The 20,691-nt window shown below is 57.2% G+C and carries 19 protein-coding genes; 18 read left to right on the top strand and 1 reads right to left on the bottom strand.

The features are described 5' to 3' along the window. The first annotated feature begins 271 nt into the window (after window positions 1–271). From H598_RS0120505 to H598_RS0120580, 16 genes are all read left to right on the top strand, one after another. Window positions 272–1,096, top strand: coding sequence for a pirin family protein (locus H598_RS0120505; protein WP_028114676.1), 825 nt, complete (start codon window positions 272–274; stop codon window positions 1,094–1,096). A 151-nt stretch (window positions 1,097–1,247) separates the two neighbouring features. Then, window positions 1,248–2,204 (top strand): AAA family ATPase, encoded by a 957-nt coding sequence (locus H598_RS0120510; RefSeq protein WP_028114677.1) that lies wholly within the window; start codon window positions 1,248–1,250, stop codon window positions 2,202–2,204. Beyond that, window positions 2,204–3,124 carry a DUF58 domain-containing protein gene (locus H598_RS0120515; protein ID WP_035416345.1) on the top strand — a complete coding sequence of 307 codons (921 nt, stop codon included), beginning with the start codon at window positions 2,204–2,206 and terminating at the stop codon, window positions 3,122–3,124. The genes H598_RS0120510 and H598_RS0120515 overlap by 1 nt, the downstream gene beginning before the upstream one ends. Further along, window positions 3,106–3,564, top strand: a complete 459-nt coding sequence (locus H598_RS0120520; RefSeq protein ID WP_028114679.1) for a DUF4381 domain-containing protein — start codon at window positions 3,106–3,108, stop codon at window positions 3,562–3,564. Before H598_RS0120515 ends, H598_RS0120520 begins: the two co-directional genes overlap by 19 nt. Further along, a complete protein-coding gene (locus H598_RS0120525; protein ID WP_028114680.1) occupies window positions 3,558–4,538 on the top strand; it encodes a vWA domain-containing protein in 981 nt (326 codons plus the stop codon). The genes H598_RS0120520 and H598_RS0120525 overlap by 7 nt, the downstream gene beginning before the upstream one ends. Further along, a complete protein-coding gene (locus H598_RS0120530) occupies window positions 4,531–6,501 on the top strand; it encodes a vWA domain-containing protein (RefSeq protein ID WP_028114681.1) in 1,971 nt (656 codons plus the stop codon). Before H598_RS0120525 ends, H598_RS0120530 begins: the two co-directional genes overlap by 8 nt. Continuing rightward, window positions 6,495–8,117, top strand: a complete 1,623-nt coding sequence (locus H598_RS25135) for a BatD family protein (RefSeq protein WP_051252916.1) — start codon at window positions 6,495–6,497, stop codon at window positions 8,115–8,117. The genes H598_RS0120530 and H598_RS25135 overlap by 7 nt, the downstream gene beginning before the upstream one ends. Before the next feature lie 138 nt (window positions 8,118–8,255). Next, complete coding sequence (locus H598_RS0120540) at window positions 8,256–8,822, top strand: sigma-70 family RNA polymerase sigma factor (protein ID WP_028114682.1); 567 nt, start codon at window positions 8,256–8,258, stop codon at window positions 8,820–8,822. Continuing rightward, on the top strand, window positions 8,815–9,513 hold the full coding sequence (locus H598_RS0120545; RefSeq protein WP_028114683.1) for a DUF3379 family protein: 699 nt from the start codon (window positions 8,815–8,817) through the stop codon (window positions 9,511–9,513). The genes H598_RS0120540 and H598_RS0120545 overlap by 8 nt, the downstream gene beginning before the upstream one ends. A gap of 355 nt (window positions 9,514–9,868) precedes the next feature. After that, window positions 9,869–11,308 (top strand): sodium/proline symporter PutP, encoded by a 1,440-nt coding sequence (gene putP, locus H598_RS0120550; RefSeq protein ID WP_028114684.1) that lies wholly within the window; start codon window positions 9,869–9,871, stop codon window positions 11,306–11,308. 361 nt (window positions 11,309–11,669) lie between these two features. After that, the gene (locus tag H598_RS0120555) at window positions 11,670–12,983 is read left to right on the top strand and encodes an outer membrane protein transport protein (RefSeq protein WP_028114685.1); all 1,314 of its coding nucleotides are present in this window, start codon (window positions 11,670–11,672) and stop codon (window positions 12,981–12,983) included. 162 nt (window positions 12,984–13,145) lie between these two features. Next, window positions 13,146–15,686, top strand: coding sequence for an efflux RND transporter permease subunit (locus H598_RS25140; RefSeq protein WP_051252917.1), 2,541 nt, complete (start codon window positions 13,146–13,148; stop codon window positions 15,684–15,686). A 4-nt stretch (window positions 15,687–15,690) separates the two neighbouring features. Beyond that, window positions 15,691–16,476: an outer membrane lipoprotein-sorting protein gene (locus H598_RS0120565; RefSeq protein ID WP_028114686.1), complete on the top strand. Its 786-nt coding sequence runs from the start codon at window positions 15,691–15,693 to the stop codon at window positions 16,474–16,476. Between the two features lie 7 nt (window positions 16,477–16,483). Beyond that, window positions 16,484–17,776, top strand: a complete 1,293-nt coding sequence (locus H598_RS0120570; protein ID WP_028114687.1) for a TonB-dependent receptor — start codon at window positions 16,484–16,486, stop codon at window positions 17,774–17,776. An 11-nt stretch (window positions 17,777–17,787) separates the two neighbouring features. Then, a complete protein-coding gene (locus H598_RS0120575; RefSeq protein ID WP_028114688.1) occupies window positions 17,788–18,009 on the top strand; it encodes a YgaP family membrane protein in 222 nt (73 codons plus the stop codon). A gap of 3 nt (window positions 18,010–18,012) precedes the next feature. After that, window positions 18,013–18,363 (top strand): rhodanese-like domain-containing protein, encoded by a 351-nt coding sequence (locus tag H598_RS0120580; protein ID WP_028114689.1) that lies wholly within the window; start codon window positions 18,013–18,015, stop codon window positions 18,361–18,363. Between the two features lie 89 nt (window positions 18,364–18,452). Here the strand turns inward: H598_RS0120580 and H598_RS0120585 are convergent, their stop codons facing one another. Continuing rightward, window positions 18,453–18,872, bottom strand: coding sequence for a hypothetical protein (locus H598_RS0120585; RefSeq protein ID WP_211227336.1), 420 nt, complete (start codon window positions 18,870–18,872; stop codon window positions 18,453–18,455). Between the two features lie 210 nt (window positions 18,873–19,082). On the opposite strand from H598_RS0120585, the gene H598_RS0120590 reads away from it, so the two are divergent. Beyond that, window positions 19,083–20,063 carry a transposase gene (locus H598_RS0120590; protein ID WP_028114691.1) on the top strand — a complete coding sequence of 327 codons (981 nt, stop codon included), beginning with the start codon at window positions 19,083–19,085 and terminating at the stop codon, window positions 20,061–20,063. Between the two features lie 271 nt (window positions 20,064–20,334). Continuing rightward, window positions 20,335–20,691 (top strand): IS110 family transposase (locus tag H598_RS0120595; protein WP_028114692.1); only part of this gene is annotated, 357 nt, incomplete at its 3' end.

A 20,691-nucleotide genomic window follows, 5' to 3' on the forward strand; every position in this document is an offset into this window, starting at 1 on the left:
CCCGCAACCAACTTATACAAAAAGCCTGATTCGAAAGAGTCAGGCTTTTTTGTTGTCTTCACAAAAACTCTGTGCTTCGCATTAGTGTCGTGGCCTGTTGGTCATAACCCTCAGGCCATCACAGCAACGGCTGCCGGTTCAGATGGGTACCGACGCCACTCAGTGAACCGCTCATCCTTTCGATTTAGCTGGTTATTAACCGCTATTTTATGCAATTTTCGTTCGATTAAACTGGGTCCATACTGGCTCCATGACATTACGGAGACTCAGTATGACCATTCGACCACTCATTCACATCGAAGCCTCGCGTCCGACTCAGGACGGCGATGGCGTCACCATCCAGCGTATCGCCGGCTTTAAAAACCCGCTGATGGATCCCTTTTTAATGCTCGACGAACTCAAAGGCGATCAATCCCGAGATTACGTCGGCGGCTTCCCTTCCCACCCGCATCGTGGCATCGAAACCCTGACCTACATGAGGAGCGGGCACTTTTTGCATCAAGACCACCTTGGCAACCGGGGGGAACTCACCGATGGCGGGGCACAGTGGATGAGTGCCGGCCGGGGTGTCATTCACTCGGAGATGCCCATCATGACCCAGGGGCAGTTGCATGGCTTCCAGCTATGGCTCAATCTGCCGGCGAAGAAAAAGATGCAAGCTGCGGACTATCAGGATTTTCAAAAAGAGACCATTCCCGACATCGAGCTGACTCAGGGCAGCAGCATGAGACTGATCAGCGGCACCTATTCCGGCCAGCGCGGCCCTTTGGTGCGCCAGGCCGTTCCCATGTTAATCGCCGATCTCAGTCTCAACGGCGAACAGCAACTCAGTATTCCCAGTACCATGCAGGTCATGGCCTACCTGTACCAGGGCAGCGTGACCACCGACAAGCGCTCAGTCGGTGCAGGCCATATGCTCTATTTTGGCGAAGGCAATACGGTACAATTGAGTACCGACGAGGATGCCAGACTGCTGTTGCTGGCCGGAGAGCCGATTCGGGAACCCATCGTGCACTGGGGGCCGTTTGTGATGAATAGCCAACAGCAGATCGATACCGCCATTCGTCAATATCAGCAGGGTACCCTGACCGACTGATCTCCGTCCTGGTCTGTGCAGGAAACCAGCACTCGATGCCGCAGCAGGGAACTTTTGGGCTCCAGTCGCCTCAGAATTAGACTCCCTCTGGCAGGGAGTAACTGATTTTAATAGGATAGTATCGGACTTACAGACGAAAGCGGACGCCCACATGTTGCTGGAACGATTTGAACAGGCAAAAAACTACCTCAATCAGATGGTCATCGGCCAGCCTGAGATGGTCGAAGGACTTCTCATCGCGCTGGTGGCCAATGGTCACCTGTTGGTAGAAGGACCACCGGGGCTGGCCAAAACCCGTGCAGTAAAAGCCCTGGCAGACAGCATTGAAGGCAACTTCCATCGAGTCCAGTTTACCCCGGATTTGCTGCCTGCCGATCTGACCGGTACCGATATTTTCAGACAGGAAACCGGTCAGTTTGAGTTTCAGGCCGGGCCGCTATTTCACAACCTGTTGCTGGCCGATGAGATCAACCGAGCACCGGCTAAGGTTCAATCCGCACTGCTTGAGGCCATGGCCGAAAACCAGATAACGGTGGGCAAAACCAGTTATCGGCTGCCAGAACTGTTTTTGGTTCTGGCCACTCAGAACCCCATTGAAAATGAAGGCACCTACCCGCTGCCTGAAGCTCAGCTGGATCGTTTTCTGCTCCACCTGTCTCTGGACTACCCCGGTCCCGATGTCGAAAAGCAGATTCTGGCCCTCAGCCGCCAGGAAGCCCTGTCTGCACCACCACAACCGCCGGTGCCACTGACTCAATCCGAAGTGTTCAGCGCCCGCAAGCAGGCTTTGGAGCTCTACCTGGCGCCGCAACTGGAGGACTACATGGTCCACCTCGTGGACGCCACTCGAGCGCCACAGCGCTACAGCGACCAGTTGCAACGTTACCTGGAGTGGGGCGTGAGCCCAAGGGCCACCATCGCCCTCGAGCGCTGCGCCCGGGCCAGAGCCTGGCTGCACGGCAAGGATTACGTGGCACCGGAAGACATTCAAGCGGTTCTGCCTAATGTCCTCAGACATCGATTACTGCTTAGCTACCAGGCGGAAGCCGAAGGGGTCAATGCCGACGATATCATCAACCAAATTATAAAATTGGTAGCCTTGTCCTAATGGTCAACCTGCCGACTCACAGTAACGGTATTGATGTCAGCCTAGAGGAACTGCTGGTCTACCGAGGCCCGGCAGCACGCAACAACCCGTTTAAAGGCTTACCCCGCACCAGCCACCGTGCCGGCCAGAACCTGAGCCGCATTAAAGGCCGTGGCATGGAGTTTGACGAAGTCCGCCGCTATCAGAGTGGCGACGATGTCCGCACCATCGACTGGCGAGTGACGGCCAGAACCGGCCATGCCCACACCAAGCTGTTTCGAGAAGAACGGGAACGACCGGTGCTGCTGTTTGTGGATCTGGGCAATCGGCTCCACTGCGGCTCCGCCCTACTGCTGCAATCGGTTCAAGCCTGCCATCTTGCAGCGATGCTCGGCTGGCAGAGCATCAACGCCGGTGAACGACTTGGCGGCATTATCTGCCGCGAGGGCGGGCATCGAGAACACAAGCCTCGGGCTCGTCGTCAAGGCATCTCGCCACTGCTGGATTCCCTGGTCGAACTGCACCGGGCTGAACAACAAGCGGAACCCGGGTACCTGGATACCGGGTTGAATCGGTTACGACGACTGGCGCACCCGGGCAGCGTGGTGTTGGTGATCTCCGATGGACTCGGGTTTAACGATCACCATCTCGATATCCTGGCTGAGCTGGCCAGGCACAGCGAAATTCGCCTGTTTCAAATTACCGACCCACTGTCAGAGCGGCTGTCTCAGCTCAATGCCGACGCGGTGTTGCCGGTGTGGTATCAGGGCAAGTTGACCACCCTTAATCAGGCCGGGCGGCAACAATGGCTGCAACAACTGCAACAGGAACAACAGCACTTTGTTCTGGGTAGCCGACAACGTGGCCTGGCAAGAAGCCAGGTGGATGCCGCCGTTCCCTTAACAGAGCAATTGGAAACACTATGGCACCCGATCCGTTAGCTCAATTGAAAGACATCATCACCGAACCGGCGCCCTGGTCATGGCCACTGTCTGTCAGCGCCAACCTGGTCGTGCTGGTGTTGATTGTGGCCCTGGGGCTTGGGTTGGTCGTACTATGGCGCCGCCATCGCCACCTGCGCCCATTGCGATGTGCCCAGAGGGAGCTCAAGGCCTTACCCGCAACGGTAACCATTGCCGATGTCAGCGGTTTAATGAAACGCACCGCCCTGTGCTACTACCCCAGAGAGCAGGTCGCGGCCCTGAGCGGCACCGAGTGGACGCAGTGGCTGGCTCAATTTCAAAGTCCCGACCATCAGCGTCAATGGCAACAACTGCAACAGCGGCAATATCAGGCCAATGCCGAGGTCAGTCGAGACAGCATCACAGCCCTGCTGACTCACACCCTTAAACGGCTTAGCAAGGGGAGGAAGCCATGTTAACTCTGGCCTGGCCCTATCTGTTGCTGGCGGTGGTGATTCCTTGGCTACTGCCCCGGCCTCGCCAGCGTCAGGGCGCCGTCACCGCGCTGAAGTTGCCCTGGGGCCAGTCGCCTCTACACAGCAGCGAACGCCGGCCTACACCCGCCTGGATGAAAGCCATCATGCTGTGCGCCTGGTTGGCCCTGATCATTGCCTGCGCCCGACCACAGTGGCTGGGTGAACCGGTGCCTCTTGAGCGACAAGGCCGGGATCTGATGATTGCCGCTGACCTTTCCGGCAGCATGCAGATTCAGGACATGCGCTATCAGGACAACATGATTGATCGCTTCAGCATGATGCAGCACCTGCTTGGCGATTTTGTTCGCCGCCGCGAGGGGGATCGCATCGGCTTAATCCTGTTTGCCGACGGTGCCTACCTGCAAGCGCCACTGACCTTCGACCGTTATACGGTTAAACGCTACCTCGATGAAGCGGTTCTGGGCTTGGTGGGGCAACAAACCGCCATCGGTGATGCCATCGCCCTGGCGGTTAAACGCTTCAGCCAGCTTCAGGACAGCAACAAGGTACTGCTACTGCTCACCGACGGCAGCAACAATGCAGGCCAATTCAATGTCGATCAGGCCCTGCAACTGGCGAAGAACGCCGGAGTTAAGATCTACGCCATTGGCATTGGCGCCGACAGCCTCAAGCAAACCAGTTGGATGGGCTTCGATACACGCCAGGTCAACCCCAGCCGGGATCTGAATGAAGCGGTGCTTCAGCAACTGGCCAATGAAACCGGAGGCCAGTACTTTCGGGCCCGCAGCGGTGACAGTATGCAACAGATTTACACCAGGCTCGATCAACTCGAGCCGGTGGCACGAGACGAAAAGAGATGGCGGCCCAAAACCGAACTCTATGCCTGGCCTCTGGGCCTGGCTTTACTGCTGACCGCATTAGGACTGGTTGCCGGCCGGAGGACTCAGCATGACTGACTTTCATCTGATTCGGCCATGGTGGCTACTGGCGTTAGCGCTGCTGCCGCTGCTGTACCTGCTATCAAAGCGATACCGCAATCACGGCCTCAACTGGCAACAGCTGGTGCCCGAACATCTGCAGGCTGCCATGTTGATGCGCCATCAGGATCAGCACCCCAGCCGTCGCAGCCAATGGCCCTGGTGGTTGGCCGCCCTGTGCCTGCTGGCCCTCACTGGCCCCAGTTGGACCCGTCTTGAGGTCCCGGTGTTTCAGCTCAACCAGGGCAGGGTCATCGTTATGGACATGTCCTACTCGATGTATGCCACCGATCTAACCCCAAATCGACTGGCTCAATCTCGGTTTAAGGCCATTGACCTCATCAGGAATTTTGACGAGGGAGAAACCGGCCTTATCGCCTACGCCGGCGACGCCTTCACCCTGGCACCGATGACTGACGACAAGCAAACCCTGCTCAACCTGATCCCTACCCTATCGCCTGAAATCATGCCGGTTCCCGGCTCCGATCTGCCCAGCGCTTTAGAGTTGGCCAGCACCCTGCTTAAGGATGCGGGTTACCATCAGGGCGAGATCATTCTGTTTATTGACGGCATCAACGATGAACACGCGGCCCGAGCACTGGAGCTGGCCCAATCCCAGCCGTGGAACCTGAAAGTGTACGTGCTGGGCACCGACGCCGGCGCCCCCATGCGCCGCTCCGACGGCAAGCTGGTTAAAAACCGGGCCGGAGAAGTGATCGTGGCTCAAGCCAATACGCCGTTATTAAAAAAACTGGCCGATGCCGGCAACGGGGTACTGATTCCGTTCCGCCCGGATGATCAGGATATCGCGACTTTGGCTGCCCCCCTGCAACGCCAGGGCCACAGCGATGAGTCTCAACAGCAACAGCGCCGCACCAGCCAATGGCAGGATATGGGCGTCTATCTTCTGCCCCTGCTGCTGCTGCCAGCGGCCTGGTTCGTCCGCCGTTACCTGCCATTACTGATGCTGTCGCTAGTGCTGCTGCCTCCCCCCCCTGCCAACGCCGCCTGGTGGCAATCGTCTCAGTCTCAGGCCAATGAACTGATGCGCCAGGGTCAACATCAACAGGCCACCGAACTGCTGCCAGACGGCAATCAAAAAGCCGAAGCCTACTACCGTAGCAACCAGTTTGAGCAGGCTCTGACCCAATACCAGCAGCTGCCCCAAACGGCCGAGTCGCTGTACAACCAAGGCAATGCTCTGGCCCACCTGAACCAACTCAAACAGGCGCAACAGGCTTATGAACAAGCACTGCAGCTCAATCCCGCTCTGGACGCCGCTGCCGCCAACTTGAACCTGGTCAAACAGCTTCAACAGCAACAGCAACAGCAACAGCAACAGCAACAGCAACAGCAACAGCAACAGCAACAAGGCGACGGCGATAACAACCAGAGTCAAGGCCAAGGCGATAACAATCAAGGGCAAGACAACGACCCGAATCAGGGCCAAGACCCACAGCAAAATCCACAGTCCGGCGATCAAGACGGTCAGGGCCAGCAAAGCCAGGACTCGCCTCAGAATCCGGATTCGAGCCAGGAGCAAAGCACCGCCAAGAATCAACCTCAACCTGCAGAGGATGCCGAACCACAGCCGGACGACAACAACGCGCCCAGCAATCGCACGCAGTCAGAGGCCCAACCACAGCCCCCGCAACCGCCGGTTTCCTCTGGCCCCGATGATGCGCAGGCGTCGCAGACAAGGGACGAGTTTGAATCCGGCGCCGAAAACGATCCATCGCCGAAACAGCCTCAATCTCAACTCGGGGCAGCGGCCGAAACGGAACTCGACCCTGAGCAGCAACCGCCAGCGACGTCCATCGATGCCCGCACGCTGGAGCGGATTCCCGACGACCCCAGCCTGCTGCTGAGAAACAAGATGAAACTAGAGTATGAGCGCCGCCGTCGGGCTGGCCAGATAAATGAGGAGCGTACCCAGTGGTAAATCGATTGGTACTGCTATTGATGCTATGCATCTCCCCCGCTTGCTGGGCCTACAGCAGCTTAACAGCCAGTGTGGATGCCAATCCGGTTGTGGCCAATCAATCGTTCGTGCTGACGGTCATTGCCGACGATGAAGTCGATGCCAACGCCCTGGACACCACGGCCTTGCAACGCCAATTCACCGTGGTTCGCAACAACGTCAGCCGCTCCACCCAGATCATTAATTTCAACACCCGCAGGGAAACACGCTGGCAGTTAGTGCTGATCCCCAAAGACACCGGCACCGTCACCATTCCGCCGCTAACGGCCGATGGCCTGCAAAGCCAGCCCATCACCCTGAAGGTGGTGGCAGACAACGCCGAAGCCGGTCAATTGGCCACCGTCTTCATGAAGGCCGGGCTTAACGAACATAAGGTATGGCTGGGCCAGCCCGTAGACTACTGGGTCAAACTGTACCTGGCGGCAGAACTGCAACGAGGTCAGTTGACCGAGCCGCAACTGGCCAACGCCAGTGTCATGCAGCTCGGTCAGGACAAGAACAGCAATGAGGTGGTGAACGGTCGTCGTTACCGGGTGATCGAGCGCCATTATCTGGTCACCCCACAACAAGCCGGCACCCTAACGCTCAAGGGCTCGGATTTCAGCGGTGACATCCTCAAGCCAGGGCGCAGCAACGATCTGTTTGCCCGCAGCCTGTCCACACCGGTGCAGGTGATGGGCAGCCCGCTGACCCTGACGGTCAAACAGCCCCCGGCGTCGTTCACCGAGCCGTGGCTGGTGGCCAATGCCGTGTCCCTGTCTGAACAGTGGAATCCACAACAACTGACCGTAAAGGTTGGCGATCCCATTACTCGAATCATCAACCTGACCGCCGTCGGCACCTCGGAAGCGGCATTGCCAAACCTAAAGCTGGACTACCCCAAAGGACTCAAAAGCTACCCGGACAAAGCCGAACGGGGGGACGACCCGCAAGGCAAAGAGATCGTTGCCCGCCTGCAGCAAAGCACCGCCATTGTGGCTTCCAGCGCCGGAGAGTACACCCTGCCTGAGATTCGGGTCGCCTGGTGGAATGCCAAACTCAACCGCAAAGAGTACGCCACTCTGCCGGCCCGTACCCTGACGGTACTGCCCTCAGAGGCCAGCGCATCGCCAGCGCCAGCGTCGGCGCCCTCACAGCCCGAGCAGGCCCAGCCCCGCCAACCTCAGGAATCTTCACTGTGGCGATACCTGTCGATGCTGCTCGCCCTGGCGCTGGTGCTGACCTTTATCTGGGGCTATCGGCGTCAGCCGACGGCCGCCGCGGTCACCGTGGCGCCTTCGCCGCACCCCGGACCCGAGCGTGGATTCACCCAGGCCGCGCAAAACAACGATCTTCAGCGGGCGCTGAAACTGCTGCCCGCCCACTTGGACGGCATTCGCGGTCCCACACCGTCACTGACCCAGGTCCGGCAGCAATTCCCGGAACTGGCACCAGAGCTGGACCGGTTACAGCAGGCCCGGTTCGGTCGACAGCAACACCCGGCCCAGACAACCGAGTTGTTAAGATTGGTGGCCGCAGCACAACAAAAAGTTCAACAAAACCAACAACACTTACCAGAACTTAACCCCAAAGCCTGAAAAACAGATACACTCTGTACCTATGGCATCAGCACTCACGATCAGGAGCGCGTCCTCCTGACCGGCCACTCACTCCAGTACACCGGCAATGTCGGTGTCTGGCAGTGAAGGCCGCCGCCCGGGACAGGCAACAAAAAAATGTTGAAAATATTCCGAAAGAAAACGCAGGCTTCACCGGTCTTAGATGACATGGTGAGTAAACAAAAACGTTATGAAAGCCTGGTTAGGGCTTTGAATACAGAGATCTACCGCTATGCCTACTGGCTCAGCGGCAACCCCACTGTGGCGGAAGATCTGGTTCAGGAGACCTTTCTCAGAGCTTGGAAAGCGCTGGATTCCCTCAAGGATGACAAGGCGGCCAAGGCCTGGCTGATCACCATTTTGCGGCGTGAAAATGCCCGCCGGTTTGAGCGCAAACAGCTGGATGTCAGTGACATCGACGATTATCAGGTCGCCGACAACCACGCCACCAGCAATGAACAACTGGTGGACAACGCCTTGCTTCGCAAGCACATCGCCGCACTGGCTGAGGACTACCGAGAACCCCTGGTATTACAGGTGTTGCACGGCTTTAATGGCGACGAAATCGCTGAAATTATGGGTTTAAACAGAAACACTGTGATGACCCGATTGTTTCGGGCCCGCAACCAACTGCGTGAGAGACTCGAAGACAAATCGCTTTCCCGGGAGTTAAACAATGGATGAATTAGAGTTCCGTCGGCAAGCTTATGCCGATCCAAACAATCAGGAGCAGGACTTCATCGACGCCATCTCACAAGAGGCGCCCCGTCAAAGCTTTGTCGATGAACTTCAGCAAATGGACGACCATCTTGCCGCGGCCATGAAGGTAGCGCCGCCGGAAGATCTGGCCAACCGTATCTTGCTGCAGCAAAACCTGAACCAGTTTCAACGGCAGAAAAAGCAGCAGCGGTTTCACCTTGCTGCCGCGGCCTCGGTGGCCTTCGTAATTGGACTGTCGCTGACCTTCATTCGTCAGCCTGTTAGCCTAGGGGACCACGCCCTGGCCCATGTGGCCCACGAAGCCGGCTTTGCCGACAAGGTGGACGAAGCGGTCAGCCTCCAAGCCCTGAACACCAAGCTGGCCAGTTTCGGCGGTAAGATGGAGCAGATGCCAGGCCACATCTACTACGCCAACTACTGCGACTTCGACGGCGTTCGTAGCCTGCACATGGTGATGGACACTCCGGACGGAAAGATGACGGTGTTCTTCGTGCCTAAAGAGCAGAACAAATCCATGTCCCCCGAGTTTGGCAATGACAAATACACCGGTGAAGCCTTTGAAATGGGCCGTTTCCAGATTGCCGTGGTCGGCGGCAAGCAGCAGCACATTGATTCGGCCGTCTCCATGCTGAGAAACACCGTTTCCAGCATCTGATTGCTCCAGAGCCAACCGGCCTGCCGGTTGGCTCACCGCCTCGCTCTCAACAGCGTTCCATCCTGCTGATGACCCTTCCCCCGGCGGCCTTGGCCTCAATCGCCCGCCCCTCGCGGCCCCAGGCAGCATAAAGCCCCGTTCGTGAAGGTAGTCACATATAGCCGTCTCTGATAGGATGAAAACCGATTGGGATTACGTGCCCATCTGTCTGTTTGATTTTTCATCACATTTGTTGAGTTTCGCCACGTCGCAGCCAACAAATCAACATCAATGCCTTCAGACTCAGCAATCAACACTCAGCAGCCTTCACCGGCTGCCATGAGACCGTGTTTAATAAACAACATAAAGTAGACTCATGATTTCTACCCCAGCACTCATAACCTTTTTCGGTTATCTGATTCTGTTGTTGGTGATCGGTACCCTAGCCTACCGCGCCACAACCACATCCAGTGACTACATCCTGGGCGGCCGTAAAATGGGCCCCGCCGTCACCGCACTCAGTGTCGGTGCATCCGACATGTCCGGCTGGTTGCTGCTTGGCCTGCCCGGCGCGGTGTACCTCTCCGGCCTCGGTGAGATGTGGATTGGGGTCGGCCTGCTGGTCGGCGCCTGGATAAACTGGCTGGTGGTGGCCAAACGGCTGCGCATCTACACCCATTTCACCGACGATGCCCTGACCATGCCGGATTTCCTGGAAAAACGATTCCATGATACCGGTGCCTTACGCCTGGTCGCCGCCAGCATCACCCTGCTGTTTTTCGTGTTCTACACCTCCTCCGGCATGGTCGGTGGCGCCATCCTGTTCGAAAAAGTATTTGGGCTGGATTACCTGACGGCGCTGATGATCGGCAGTGCCATCATCGTCTCCTACACCTTTGTGGGCGGTTTTTTTGCCGTCAGTTGGACCGATTTCCTGCAGGGCTTACTGATGCTGTTTGCGTTGTTGCTGGTGCCCACTATGGTCTTCGGTATTCAGGGAGCCAGTGTCGACACCTTGCCCGCCTCGATGACCCAACTGGTCTCAGACAACACCACGACCATCGGCATGCTGTCCCTACTGGCCTGGGGCCTGGGCTACTTTGGCCAGCCCCACATCCTGAGCCGGTTTATGGCCATCGGTGACGTTAAAGATCTGCCTCTGTCGCGCCGCATCGCCATGAGTTGGATGGTACTGTCACTACTGGGGGCCCTGGCTACCGGACTGGCAGGGGCGGTGCACTTCCACGGCGAAACTCTGGCCAACTCTGAGACGGTGTTCATCGAACTGAGCCGAGTGCTGTTTAACCCCTGGCTGGCTGGCATTCTGATTGCCGCCATCCTGTCGGCCATCATGAGCACCATCGATTCACAGCTGCTGGTGTGCTCCTCGGTGGTCACCGAAGATTTCTATAAGAAATGGCTGCGACCCGAGGCCAGTGAGCGGGAAAAAGTGATGGTCGGCCGACTGACCGTCTTGGCGGTGGCGGTGATTGCGACCCTCATCGCCCTGGATCCGGAAAGCACCGTGCTGGAACTGGTCAGCTACGCCTGGGCCGGCTTCGGCGCCTCCTTCGGCCCGGTAATCCTGCTGGCACTGTACTGGAAACACTACAGCCGCTTCGGCGCCATCGCCACCATTTTGGTGGGGGCGATCACCGTGGTGGCCTGGAAGCAGATGCAGGGCGGAATCTTTGATCTTTATGAAATTTTGCCTGGCTTCCTGTTCGCGACTCTGGCCGGTATTGTGGTCAGTAAACTGTTACCAGCCGATAACAAAACTCAGGATTTGCACCACAACTTTGAGCAAAAGCTCTAAGCTTTTCTGTTTGCGGGGGCAACCACCCCCGCACATCTCTCTGCCAATTCACAACCTCACAGACAGTTTCCCCTTCCCGGTGTCAATTTAGGATATTCACTCTAAATTCCGACCCTCAATACACATACCCTTAACATGGTGTGATATAGCTTCACAATCGAAGCATTTCGTGGCAGATTCACTCTAAAATACGTTCTGGTCGGAGCTGTATTGGCGCCCAATCCCCCCTACAATGGCGCCAATTCAAAGGGGCGTATTTTGGGTTTGAACATGCGTCGAACTCCGCCGAAAAAAGACACATATAAAGACCCCGAGGTTCGTCCGACGGGATAATAATAACAATCTGAATTTAGAGAGAGTTATGAAGACGTTTAACAAGACGATTATTGCTACTGCGCTGATGGCCATCAGCACCGGTTCCTCAGCGGCCGGCTTCCTGCTTAACGAAACCTCCGTATCTGGCCTGGGCCGAGCCTTCGCCGGTGAAGGTGTTGCTGCAGACGATGCCGCCGTACTGGCCCGTAACCCGGCCGCCATGTCACTGTTCGATGAAACCGCCATCTCCATCGTTGGCACCTACATCGATCCCGGTGTCGACATGCAAGGTGTCAGCGGTGCAGCCGATCCAAACGATCTGGACATCGACGGCGCCGCCCCTACCGCCTTCGTGCCCGCCGCCTACCTAATCATGCCTCTGAACGACAAGGTCGCCATCGGTTTCGCCGGTTTCTCCAACTTCGGTCTGGGCACCGACTTCGGTAGCGATTACGCGGCGGGTTCCATCGCCGGTAAGACCGAAGTGATGACCATGAACCTGAACGCCAGCGTCTCCTACCGCTTCAACGACCACTGGTCATTGGGCCTGGGCGCCAACGTCATCTACGGTGACGCCGAGCTGAAACGCTACGCCGGTAATATGTCCGACAACCCGGCCATGAACCCCATCCTGCCAAGCTACGACACCACACTGGCGGACATGTCCGGTGACGGCTTTGGCTATGGCTACAATGTCGGCGTGATGTACGAACTGAACGACGACCATCGTTTCTCCGTCACCTACCGCTCTCAGGTGACCGTAGAGCTGGAAGGCCAGTGGAAGAACGACATCACCACCATGGTTCCCGGTGTCTCTGATGCCCTGAGCGCCACCGGTGGCCAGTCCATCGACGGCACCCTGGACCTGGAACTGCCGGACATCTTTGAGTTCTCCGGTTACCACAAGGTCAGCGACAAGCTGGCGCTGCACACCACCGTGATGTGGACCGGCTGGAGCGTGTTTGAAGAGATTCGCGGCGTGGCCGATCAGGACTTCAATGACGGCGCCGTCTCCATCAGCAAGGGCGATACCGTGCTGCTGAAGAATGAAAACTTCGAAGACGCCTGGCGCTTCGGCATCGGTGCTACCTACAACGTCAGCTCAGAGTTTACGCTGCGTACCGGTATCGCTTACGACGAAACCCCGGTGCCAGAAAGCCACCGCTCCATCTCCATTCCAGATTCCGATCGCGTCTGGTACAGCATCGGTGCTAACTACCAGCTGTCTGACAACGCCAACATCGATCTGGCCTTCTCCTACATCGATGGCGAGCAGGTGGAAGTGAACGAAGACGGCTACGTGCTGAACTCCGAAGGCAACGCCTTCCTGGTGGGCGCTCAGTTCAACTACAGCTTCTAAACCCAGCTGACTCCCTGAACAACAAAAACCGCGACACGATGTCGCGGTTTTTTTGTTTCTTGCCTTCCCTCCCGCGTAAAGAGGTACCCTCGAAGGAAATCCAACATTGAATATTAGAAAAAACTAAATTATAGTACCCTTAATAAATTAGGGAGCTCTAATATGAAAGCCTGGCTGATTCACTTCGCCACCCACTATCCGAAACGGGTATACGCTCTGGTGCTGGCCCTGACGCTGTTGGCCGCCGCACTGGTACCGATGATCCAGATCGACACCGATCCGGAGAACATGCTGCCGGAAAACGATACCGCCAGGCTGTTTCACAACGCCACCAAGGCCGAATTCGCCCTCTATGACAGCATCGTTGTCGGCGCCGTCACGGAGCAGCCGCAGGGAATCTTCACACCAGAGTCTCTGCAGCAGATGGCCGCCATCACCGACGCCATCCTGACCATTGACGGGGTGGTGAAAGCCGACCTGATGGCACTGTCTACCGTGGATAACATCTCCCAGTCGGCACCGGGCACCATCCGCTTTGAGTACATGATGAAATCGGCGCCCACGGATCCGCAGCAGGCCAGCGCCATTGGCGATGCCGTCGCCCGGTTGCCACTGCTGAACAACACCCTGGTCTCCGGCGACCGCCAGGCCGCCGCCATCTATGTGCCCCTGAAAGACAAAGATCAAAGTTTTGCCATCGCCGAGCAGATTCGGGCCATCATCGCCGACCAGCAACCGAGCGCCCACTACTACCTGACCGGCCTGCCAGTGGCAGAAAACCAGTTTGGTCACGAGATGTTTGTTCAGATGGCCATCGCCGCCCCCATGGCCGGAGTGATGATTTTCCTGTTGATGTGGTATTTTTTCCGCTCGCTGCCGCTGGTGGTCGCGCCGATGTTGGTGGCCATGGCCACGGTGATCATCATTGTCGGCAGCCTCATCGGCCTGGGCTTTACCGTTCACATCATGTCGTCGATGATCGCCATCTTCCTGATGCCCATCGCGGTGGTGGACTCCATCCACATCATGAGCGAATTTGCCGACCACTACCGTCCCGGCCAACAGGCCAAGAAGGTGATCACTCAGGTGGTCAATGACCTGTTCACGCCGATGCTGTTTACCTCGGTCACCTCGGCGGTGGGCTTCTTCTCACTGATGATCACCCCTATCCCGCCGGTTCAGGTGTTTGGCGCCTTTGTCGGCACTGGCATCCTGCTGGCCTTCCTGTTGACCATTATCCTGCTGCCGGCTTACATCGTGCGCTTGTCTCCCGATGCCCTGAGCAAGATGCAGCAGCGCCTGCATGCGCCCAAGGCCCCTGGACTACTGAGCAAACTGCTGCACGCCACCGGCCAGCGCAGCGTTCGCCGGGCGAAGCCGATAGTGGCCATCAGCCTGGCCGTGCTGGCCTTCAGCTTTTGGGGGATCAGCAAGATACAGATCAATGACAACCCGATCCGCTGGTTCAAAAGCAACCACGACATCCGCGTTGCCGACGTCGCCCTGAACCAGCATTTTGCCGGCACCTACGATGGCTACCTGGTGTTGTCCGCCCATGATCGGCCCTCTATGGACACCAGACTGCAAACCACAGTCGTGGAACTGCTCGGCCCCGAGTACCAAGCGCTGGCGCACTCAGCCAGCACTGGCAACGCCGAAGCGCTGCAGCAACTGATCCTGGCCACCGACGATGCCAGCTTTGAGCGCGACGATCCGCGGCTGCCGACCCTGCTGGCGCAGCTGGAACAAGTGGCGGAGCAACAACGACGCTTCCTCGACCCGAGCCTGCTGCACTGGGTCGACGACCTGCAGCGTCACCTCGACGACTCCGGCCTGGTGGGTAAAAGCAACAGCCTGTCGGACATCGTCAAGACCGTTAACCGAGAACTGCGCAGCGGCGAAGATCACGACCTGGCGCTGCCGGGCAGCGCCGCCGGCGTGGCCCAGACACTGCTGCAGTATCAGTCCAGCCATCGCCCCAATGACCTGTGGCACTTCGTGACCCCGGACTACCGCAAGGGGTTAATCTGGTTGCAACTGACCTCCGGTGACAATCAACACATGAGCCAGGTGATCGCCGAAGTGGACCAGTTCCTCAGCCAGCACCCGGCTCCCAGCGGCATCGAAGTCAACTGGGCCGGCAAGGCCTACATCAATGTGATCTGGCAAGACGCCATGGTCAGCGGCATGCGCGACAGCCTGCTGTCGGCGTTTGCCATCGTTCTGGTGATGATGGTGCTGCTGTTCCGCTCGCCCCTGTATGGCCTGCTTGCCATGGTGCCGCTGACATTAACCATCAGCTTTATCTATGGGCTTATCGGCTGGCTCGGGAAAGATTACGACATGCCCATCGCGGTATTGTCCGCCCTGACCCTGGGTCTGTCGGTGGACTTTGCCATTCACTTCCTCGAGCGTTTCCGGGAACAGCTGAAACGACTCGGCCAGGTTCGACCGGCCCTGATCGCCATGTATCAGGAGCCGGCCCGCGCCATCAGCCGCAACGCCATTGTTATCGCCTTGGGATTCACCCCGCTGTTGTTGGCGCCACTGGTGCCCTACATCACCGTCGGTGTGCTGTTGGCCAGCATCATGGCGATCTCGGCGCTGGCCACCCTGGTGCTGTTGCCCGCCTGTCTGTGGCTGCTGGCACCACGATTGACGCCCCAGCTTCAACCGACCCCAGCCCCCCAACATCAGGAGTAGAGTAATGAGAGTACTGCTTGCTGCCAGTGTCATGCTGGCGTCGATAATGATGCCTCGTAGCGGTTATGCCCTCAGCGCCGACGAGGTGGTGGCCCAGGCCAACCTGGCCGCTTTCTATGCCGGGAACGACGGTCGCAGTCAGGCGAGGATGATCATCGTCGATGCCCAGGGGCGAAAGCAGACCCGTCAGTTCACCCTGCTTCGCCGCACCCTGGAGTCCGGTGGAGACCAACAGATGCTGGTGTTTTTTTCCCGCCCCTCCGACGTGCGCGGCACCGTATTCCGGGTCGAAAAGAAAGTCAGCCGCGACGACGACCGCTGGCTGTATCTGCCCGGACTGGATCTGCTCAAGCGCATCAGCGCCGGCGACAAACGCACCGCCTTTGTCGGCAGCCACTTCTTCTATGAAGACGTCTCCGGTCGCAACCTGGCCGAGGACAACTTCACCCTGGAATCTGAAACCGACGACTACTATCAAATTGGCGCCACCCCCAAGGCCCCGGACAGCGTCGAGTTCAGTGCCTATCGCGTCTGGATCGACAAGCACACCTGGCTGCCAAGCAAGGTGGAGTACCGTGACCAGCAGGATCAAGTCTACCGCCGGGTTGAGACCATTAAGGTGGACACTGTCGACGGCTACCCAACGGTGCTTCGCTCTAAAATCAGCGACCTGAATTCCGGAGGCTATACCCTGATGGAGTTTCGCGGCGTTCAGTACAACCTAGGCCTGCCCGAGTCGCTGTTCAGCGAACGCAGCATGCGTCAGCCACCGGTTAAGTATCTGAAGTGAGGGGGTCATGACCAGGAAACGACCGCACAGCCTGACCATGATGCTGGCCCTGATCGCCACCGCCGCAGTCCACGCCACTGAGCCCGAGTGGGAGGATGACTGGAGTGACGACTGGGGTGAGGAGTCCACCTCCCCTTGGCAGCCCCTCAGTGGCTTCATTGAAGCCGGCACCGGCCGCCGACTGCAAACCGATGAAGCGGGCCTGGGCAGCAGCACCCTGTCTCAGCTCATCGCCCGTCTGGAAAGTGGCTACCAGGGCCAGCAATGGCAGGCAACGATGCGACTCGACGCCGGTTATGACGACGTGGTCGACGGTTGGCTGGTGGATGTACGGGATCTGTCCGTCAGTACGTCGGTCGGCGAGCACACCCAGCTCAAAATGGGCCGACAGGTACTGACCTGGGGGACCGGTGATTACCTGTTCCTCAATGATCTGTTCCCCAAAGACTGGCAGGCGTTTTTCTCCGGCCAGGAGGACCAATACCTGAAGGCGCCGGTGAATGCCATTAAGACCAGTTGGTACGGCAACCGCTTTAATGTCGATCTGGTGTACATGCCCAGATTCGAGGCAGACAACAGCATCAATGGCGAACGCTTCAGTTACTTCGACCCCATTAGCGGCGGCAAAGTGGCCCCCGGCCACAGCCCGAATGAACCCAGCGACGACGCCGCAGCAGCCAGGGTGTTCTGGAGTACCGGTCAAACCGAATACGCCCTGTATGGCTACTGGGGGCACAGCGGCCAACCCAAGGCCATTGACTTCGACTCTGGCTTTCCGGCACCTCAGTATGCCCGCCTGAACGCCTACGGTGCCAGCCTGCGTACCACCTTGGCCGGTGGCCTGTTTAACGCCGAAACGGCCTATCATCAGAGTCTGGAGTCCACCAGTTCGACCCAAATTGCACCACCGGATCAAGTGCTGCTGTTGCTGGGGTACGAGTCTGAGCTGATCACCAACCTGACCGGCTCGATGCAATACTATCTGGAGCATACCCGCCAGTACGGCGACTACCTGAGCACTCAGCCGGACCCCAGCAAAGCAACCGATCAGAATCGGCACCTGTTGACACTGAGGCTGGGCTACCGCGCTTGGCAAGACAAGCTGCAGCTGAACCTGTTCACCTTCTATTCGCCCAGCGATCGCGACTTCTACCTCAAGCCGCAGGCCAGCTACCGCGTCGACGATCGCTGGCTACTGAGCGCCGGACTCAACCTGATGAACGGCCGCGACAATCACACCTTTTTCGGACAACTGGATGACAACAGCAATGCCTGGCTCAGGCTGCGCTATCACTATTAAGGAGCACCACCATGAGCGGATTTTCAACCGAACGCGCCACCCAAGCATTTGCAGGAAGTATGGTATTGATTTCAGTAGGATTAACCCTTTGGGTTCATCCATTATTCTTCTGGTTCACCGTTTTCATTGGTGCTAACCTTATTCAATCCGCATTCACCGGTTTCTGCCCGGCGACCCTGGTAATGAAAAAACTGGGGATGCCGACGGAGAGACAGTTAGCTCACAGAGAATAATTCATGCTAAGACCCCTGATCGCCCTTATCCTGATACTGACCAGCTGGACCTCTTTTGGCAGCGAGCGCGCCGAACTGGCCTGGCAACAGATTCGCCAGCAAGAGGCGGTCATCATCGATGTCCGCAGCCCGGGTGAATTTGCCGAAGGACGGCTGAAGGGGGCCATCAACATTCCGCACGACATCATCGCCGATGAGATGCCACACCTGAGCCTGGCCAAAGACCAGCCCATTGTGGTCTACTGCCGTTCCGGTCGTCGCTCCGGCATCGCCGAGATGATTCTGGAAAAACAGGGCTACACCAAGGTCACCAATGGCGGTGGTCTCAACGAGATGTTGGCCGCAGAGCGGTAAGTGTTCGGCCTGGGCCGTGATGGCAGTCTCGCCGCCACCGCTCAGGCTTCTCTCCAGCCAATGTCTCCTGACTCCGCCTACACCACTCGCTAATCGAGCGATTTCAAGACACTCTCAGTCATCACTCCAGACCGAAAGCACAATCTGATTTCCTGGGTGTACCGCAGGGCAAAATCCAGTTCAACATTGCAATCGACAAGCTCCCCCTGGGGCAGGGTAATCTCCCCGGAAAACCAATCCGCCAGCAGGGGCTTAGGTTCCAATAGCCGATACTTACCCTCTAAACCGATGAGATAAAGCCGGCCATGATTGATCTCCCAGGTCGCAATGTAGTTACGCCAACAGGCCGACGACCCGACTATGCTCTCGATTCCAAGGCGCCGAACCTCTTCCTCACTCAATGGAATAATTCGGCCGTCATCGATCGGAAAACCGATACAGACCGGCATAAAATACTCAGCCCCCTGATACACACAGCGATCTTTAAATTGCGTCGTCACTTCAGCCACCACACCCACCGTCCCTATTCAGACACCCATACTATCAACGCTCCCTCTAATCAGACACCCAGATTTTCAACGCTCAACCCGTCCCTATTCAGACACCCATACTATCAACGCTCCCTCTAACCAGACACCCAGATTTTCAACGCTCAACCAATCTGCGTCTCACCCGTCATCAGCTACACTGTGCTCTGTGTTGGTTTCAAGGAAGAGACTATGCCCACCGCCAGGAGTCAGCAGGTATCGCTGCAAGATACCCCGTTTTACCATTGCGTCAGTCGCTGTGTTCGTCGCAGCTTTCTCTGTGGAGTCGATGACTACACCGGCATCAGTTACGAACACCGCCGAGATTGGGTAGAAAAACGACTACTTGATTTAAGTCAGTCATTTGCCATCGACATCTGCGCATTTGCCGTGATGAGCAACCACAGTCATGTGGTGCTGTATGTTGATGCACAAAGATCGCATGGCTGGAGTACCCTAGATGTACTCACCCGTTGGCATCGGCTGTTTGCGGGAACCGACGTCACCCGCCGTTATTGCGACGACGAGCAGCGTGACAACCTGACTCGTGTCGAGCTAAACCAAGTAGAACGTAAAGCGGAAGTCTATCGCTCTCGCCTGACCGACCTAAGCTGGTTTATGCGCTCACTCAACGAGCACATCGCCCGCGAAGCCAACAAAGAAGATAACTGCTCAGGCCGGTTCTGGGAGGGGCGATTTAAATCTCAGGCACTCCTGGATGAACAAGCACTGCTGGCCTGCATGGCCTACGTCGATCTCAACCCTATTCGAGCCGGCATCGCCAACACGCCGGAGCAATCGGAGTTCACCAGTGTCCAGATGCGCATCCGCGCGGCATTGCAAGGTAAGCAACCTGAACAACTGAAGCCATTTGAGCCCAGAGATTCAGGCCTGCAAACACTCCCCTGCCATCTCAATGATTATCTGGAACTGGTTGAGTTTACTGGCAGAGCCATCAAAAAGACCAAAACCGGCGTCATTCCAGCTCGTTGCGGCAAACTGCTGCAACGCCTCGACATCGACATCGAGTGCTGGATGGAGCTCTCAGAAGGGTTTGAAGACCACTTTTGTCACTTAGCAGGGCGACTGCATAGCTTGCAGCACTGCCAACAAACGAAGGGTATGCATCGAATTCGCGGCTCAGGCAGTGCCAAACGTCTACTCGGCGCTTAATCACGGCCCAACTCCAAAGCACCAAGCTAGCCAGTCCCCTCAAAGGCACCGTTGCGCCCGATAAAGGGGGCTCCCCTGGCTGCGCGCGACAAAACACACCGAATACGACGTCGACCTGACAGAACCAACCAATTTCCCCTCTTCGGAACTGATGCCTACCAATTCTGGTAAACGCTTCTAACCTGGGTGATGAGATGGACGCCCCTAAATTCGGCGTCAAATGCGCCAAACTGAGATTTGTACAAATCAGTTCACATTAGGAGCGTCCATCATGAAAGCTAACACAATCACCATCGATCTGGCTAAAAATGTGTTTCAATTGCTTGGTGTCGATAGCTCGGGCAATAAGCTGTTCTCCAAGCGATTGAATAGAGCAAAAATGATTGCATTCATGAGGCTGCAACCTGCTGCGTTTGTTGTCATTGAGGCTTGTTTTTCATCTCATTATTGGGGGCGTTTGTTTAATGAGATGGGGCACCAAACAGCCATTATTCCAGCTCAGCACGTTAAACCTTTCGTTCGTGGCAACAAGAATGATAAGAACGACTGCCTCGCGATCTACGAAGCCAGTCGGCGTCCAAACATTCGGTTTGTGCCTATCAAATCAGAAGCGCAGCAAGAAGTGCTG

The sequence above is a fragment of the Ferrimonas kyonanensis DSM 18153 genome (genome assembly GCF_000425405.1).
Lineage (GTDB): Bacteria > Pseudomonadota > Gammaproteobacteria > Enterobacterales > Shewanellaceae > Ferrimonas > Ferrimonas kyonanensis.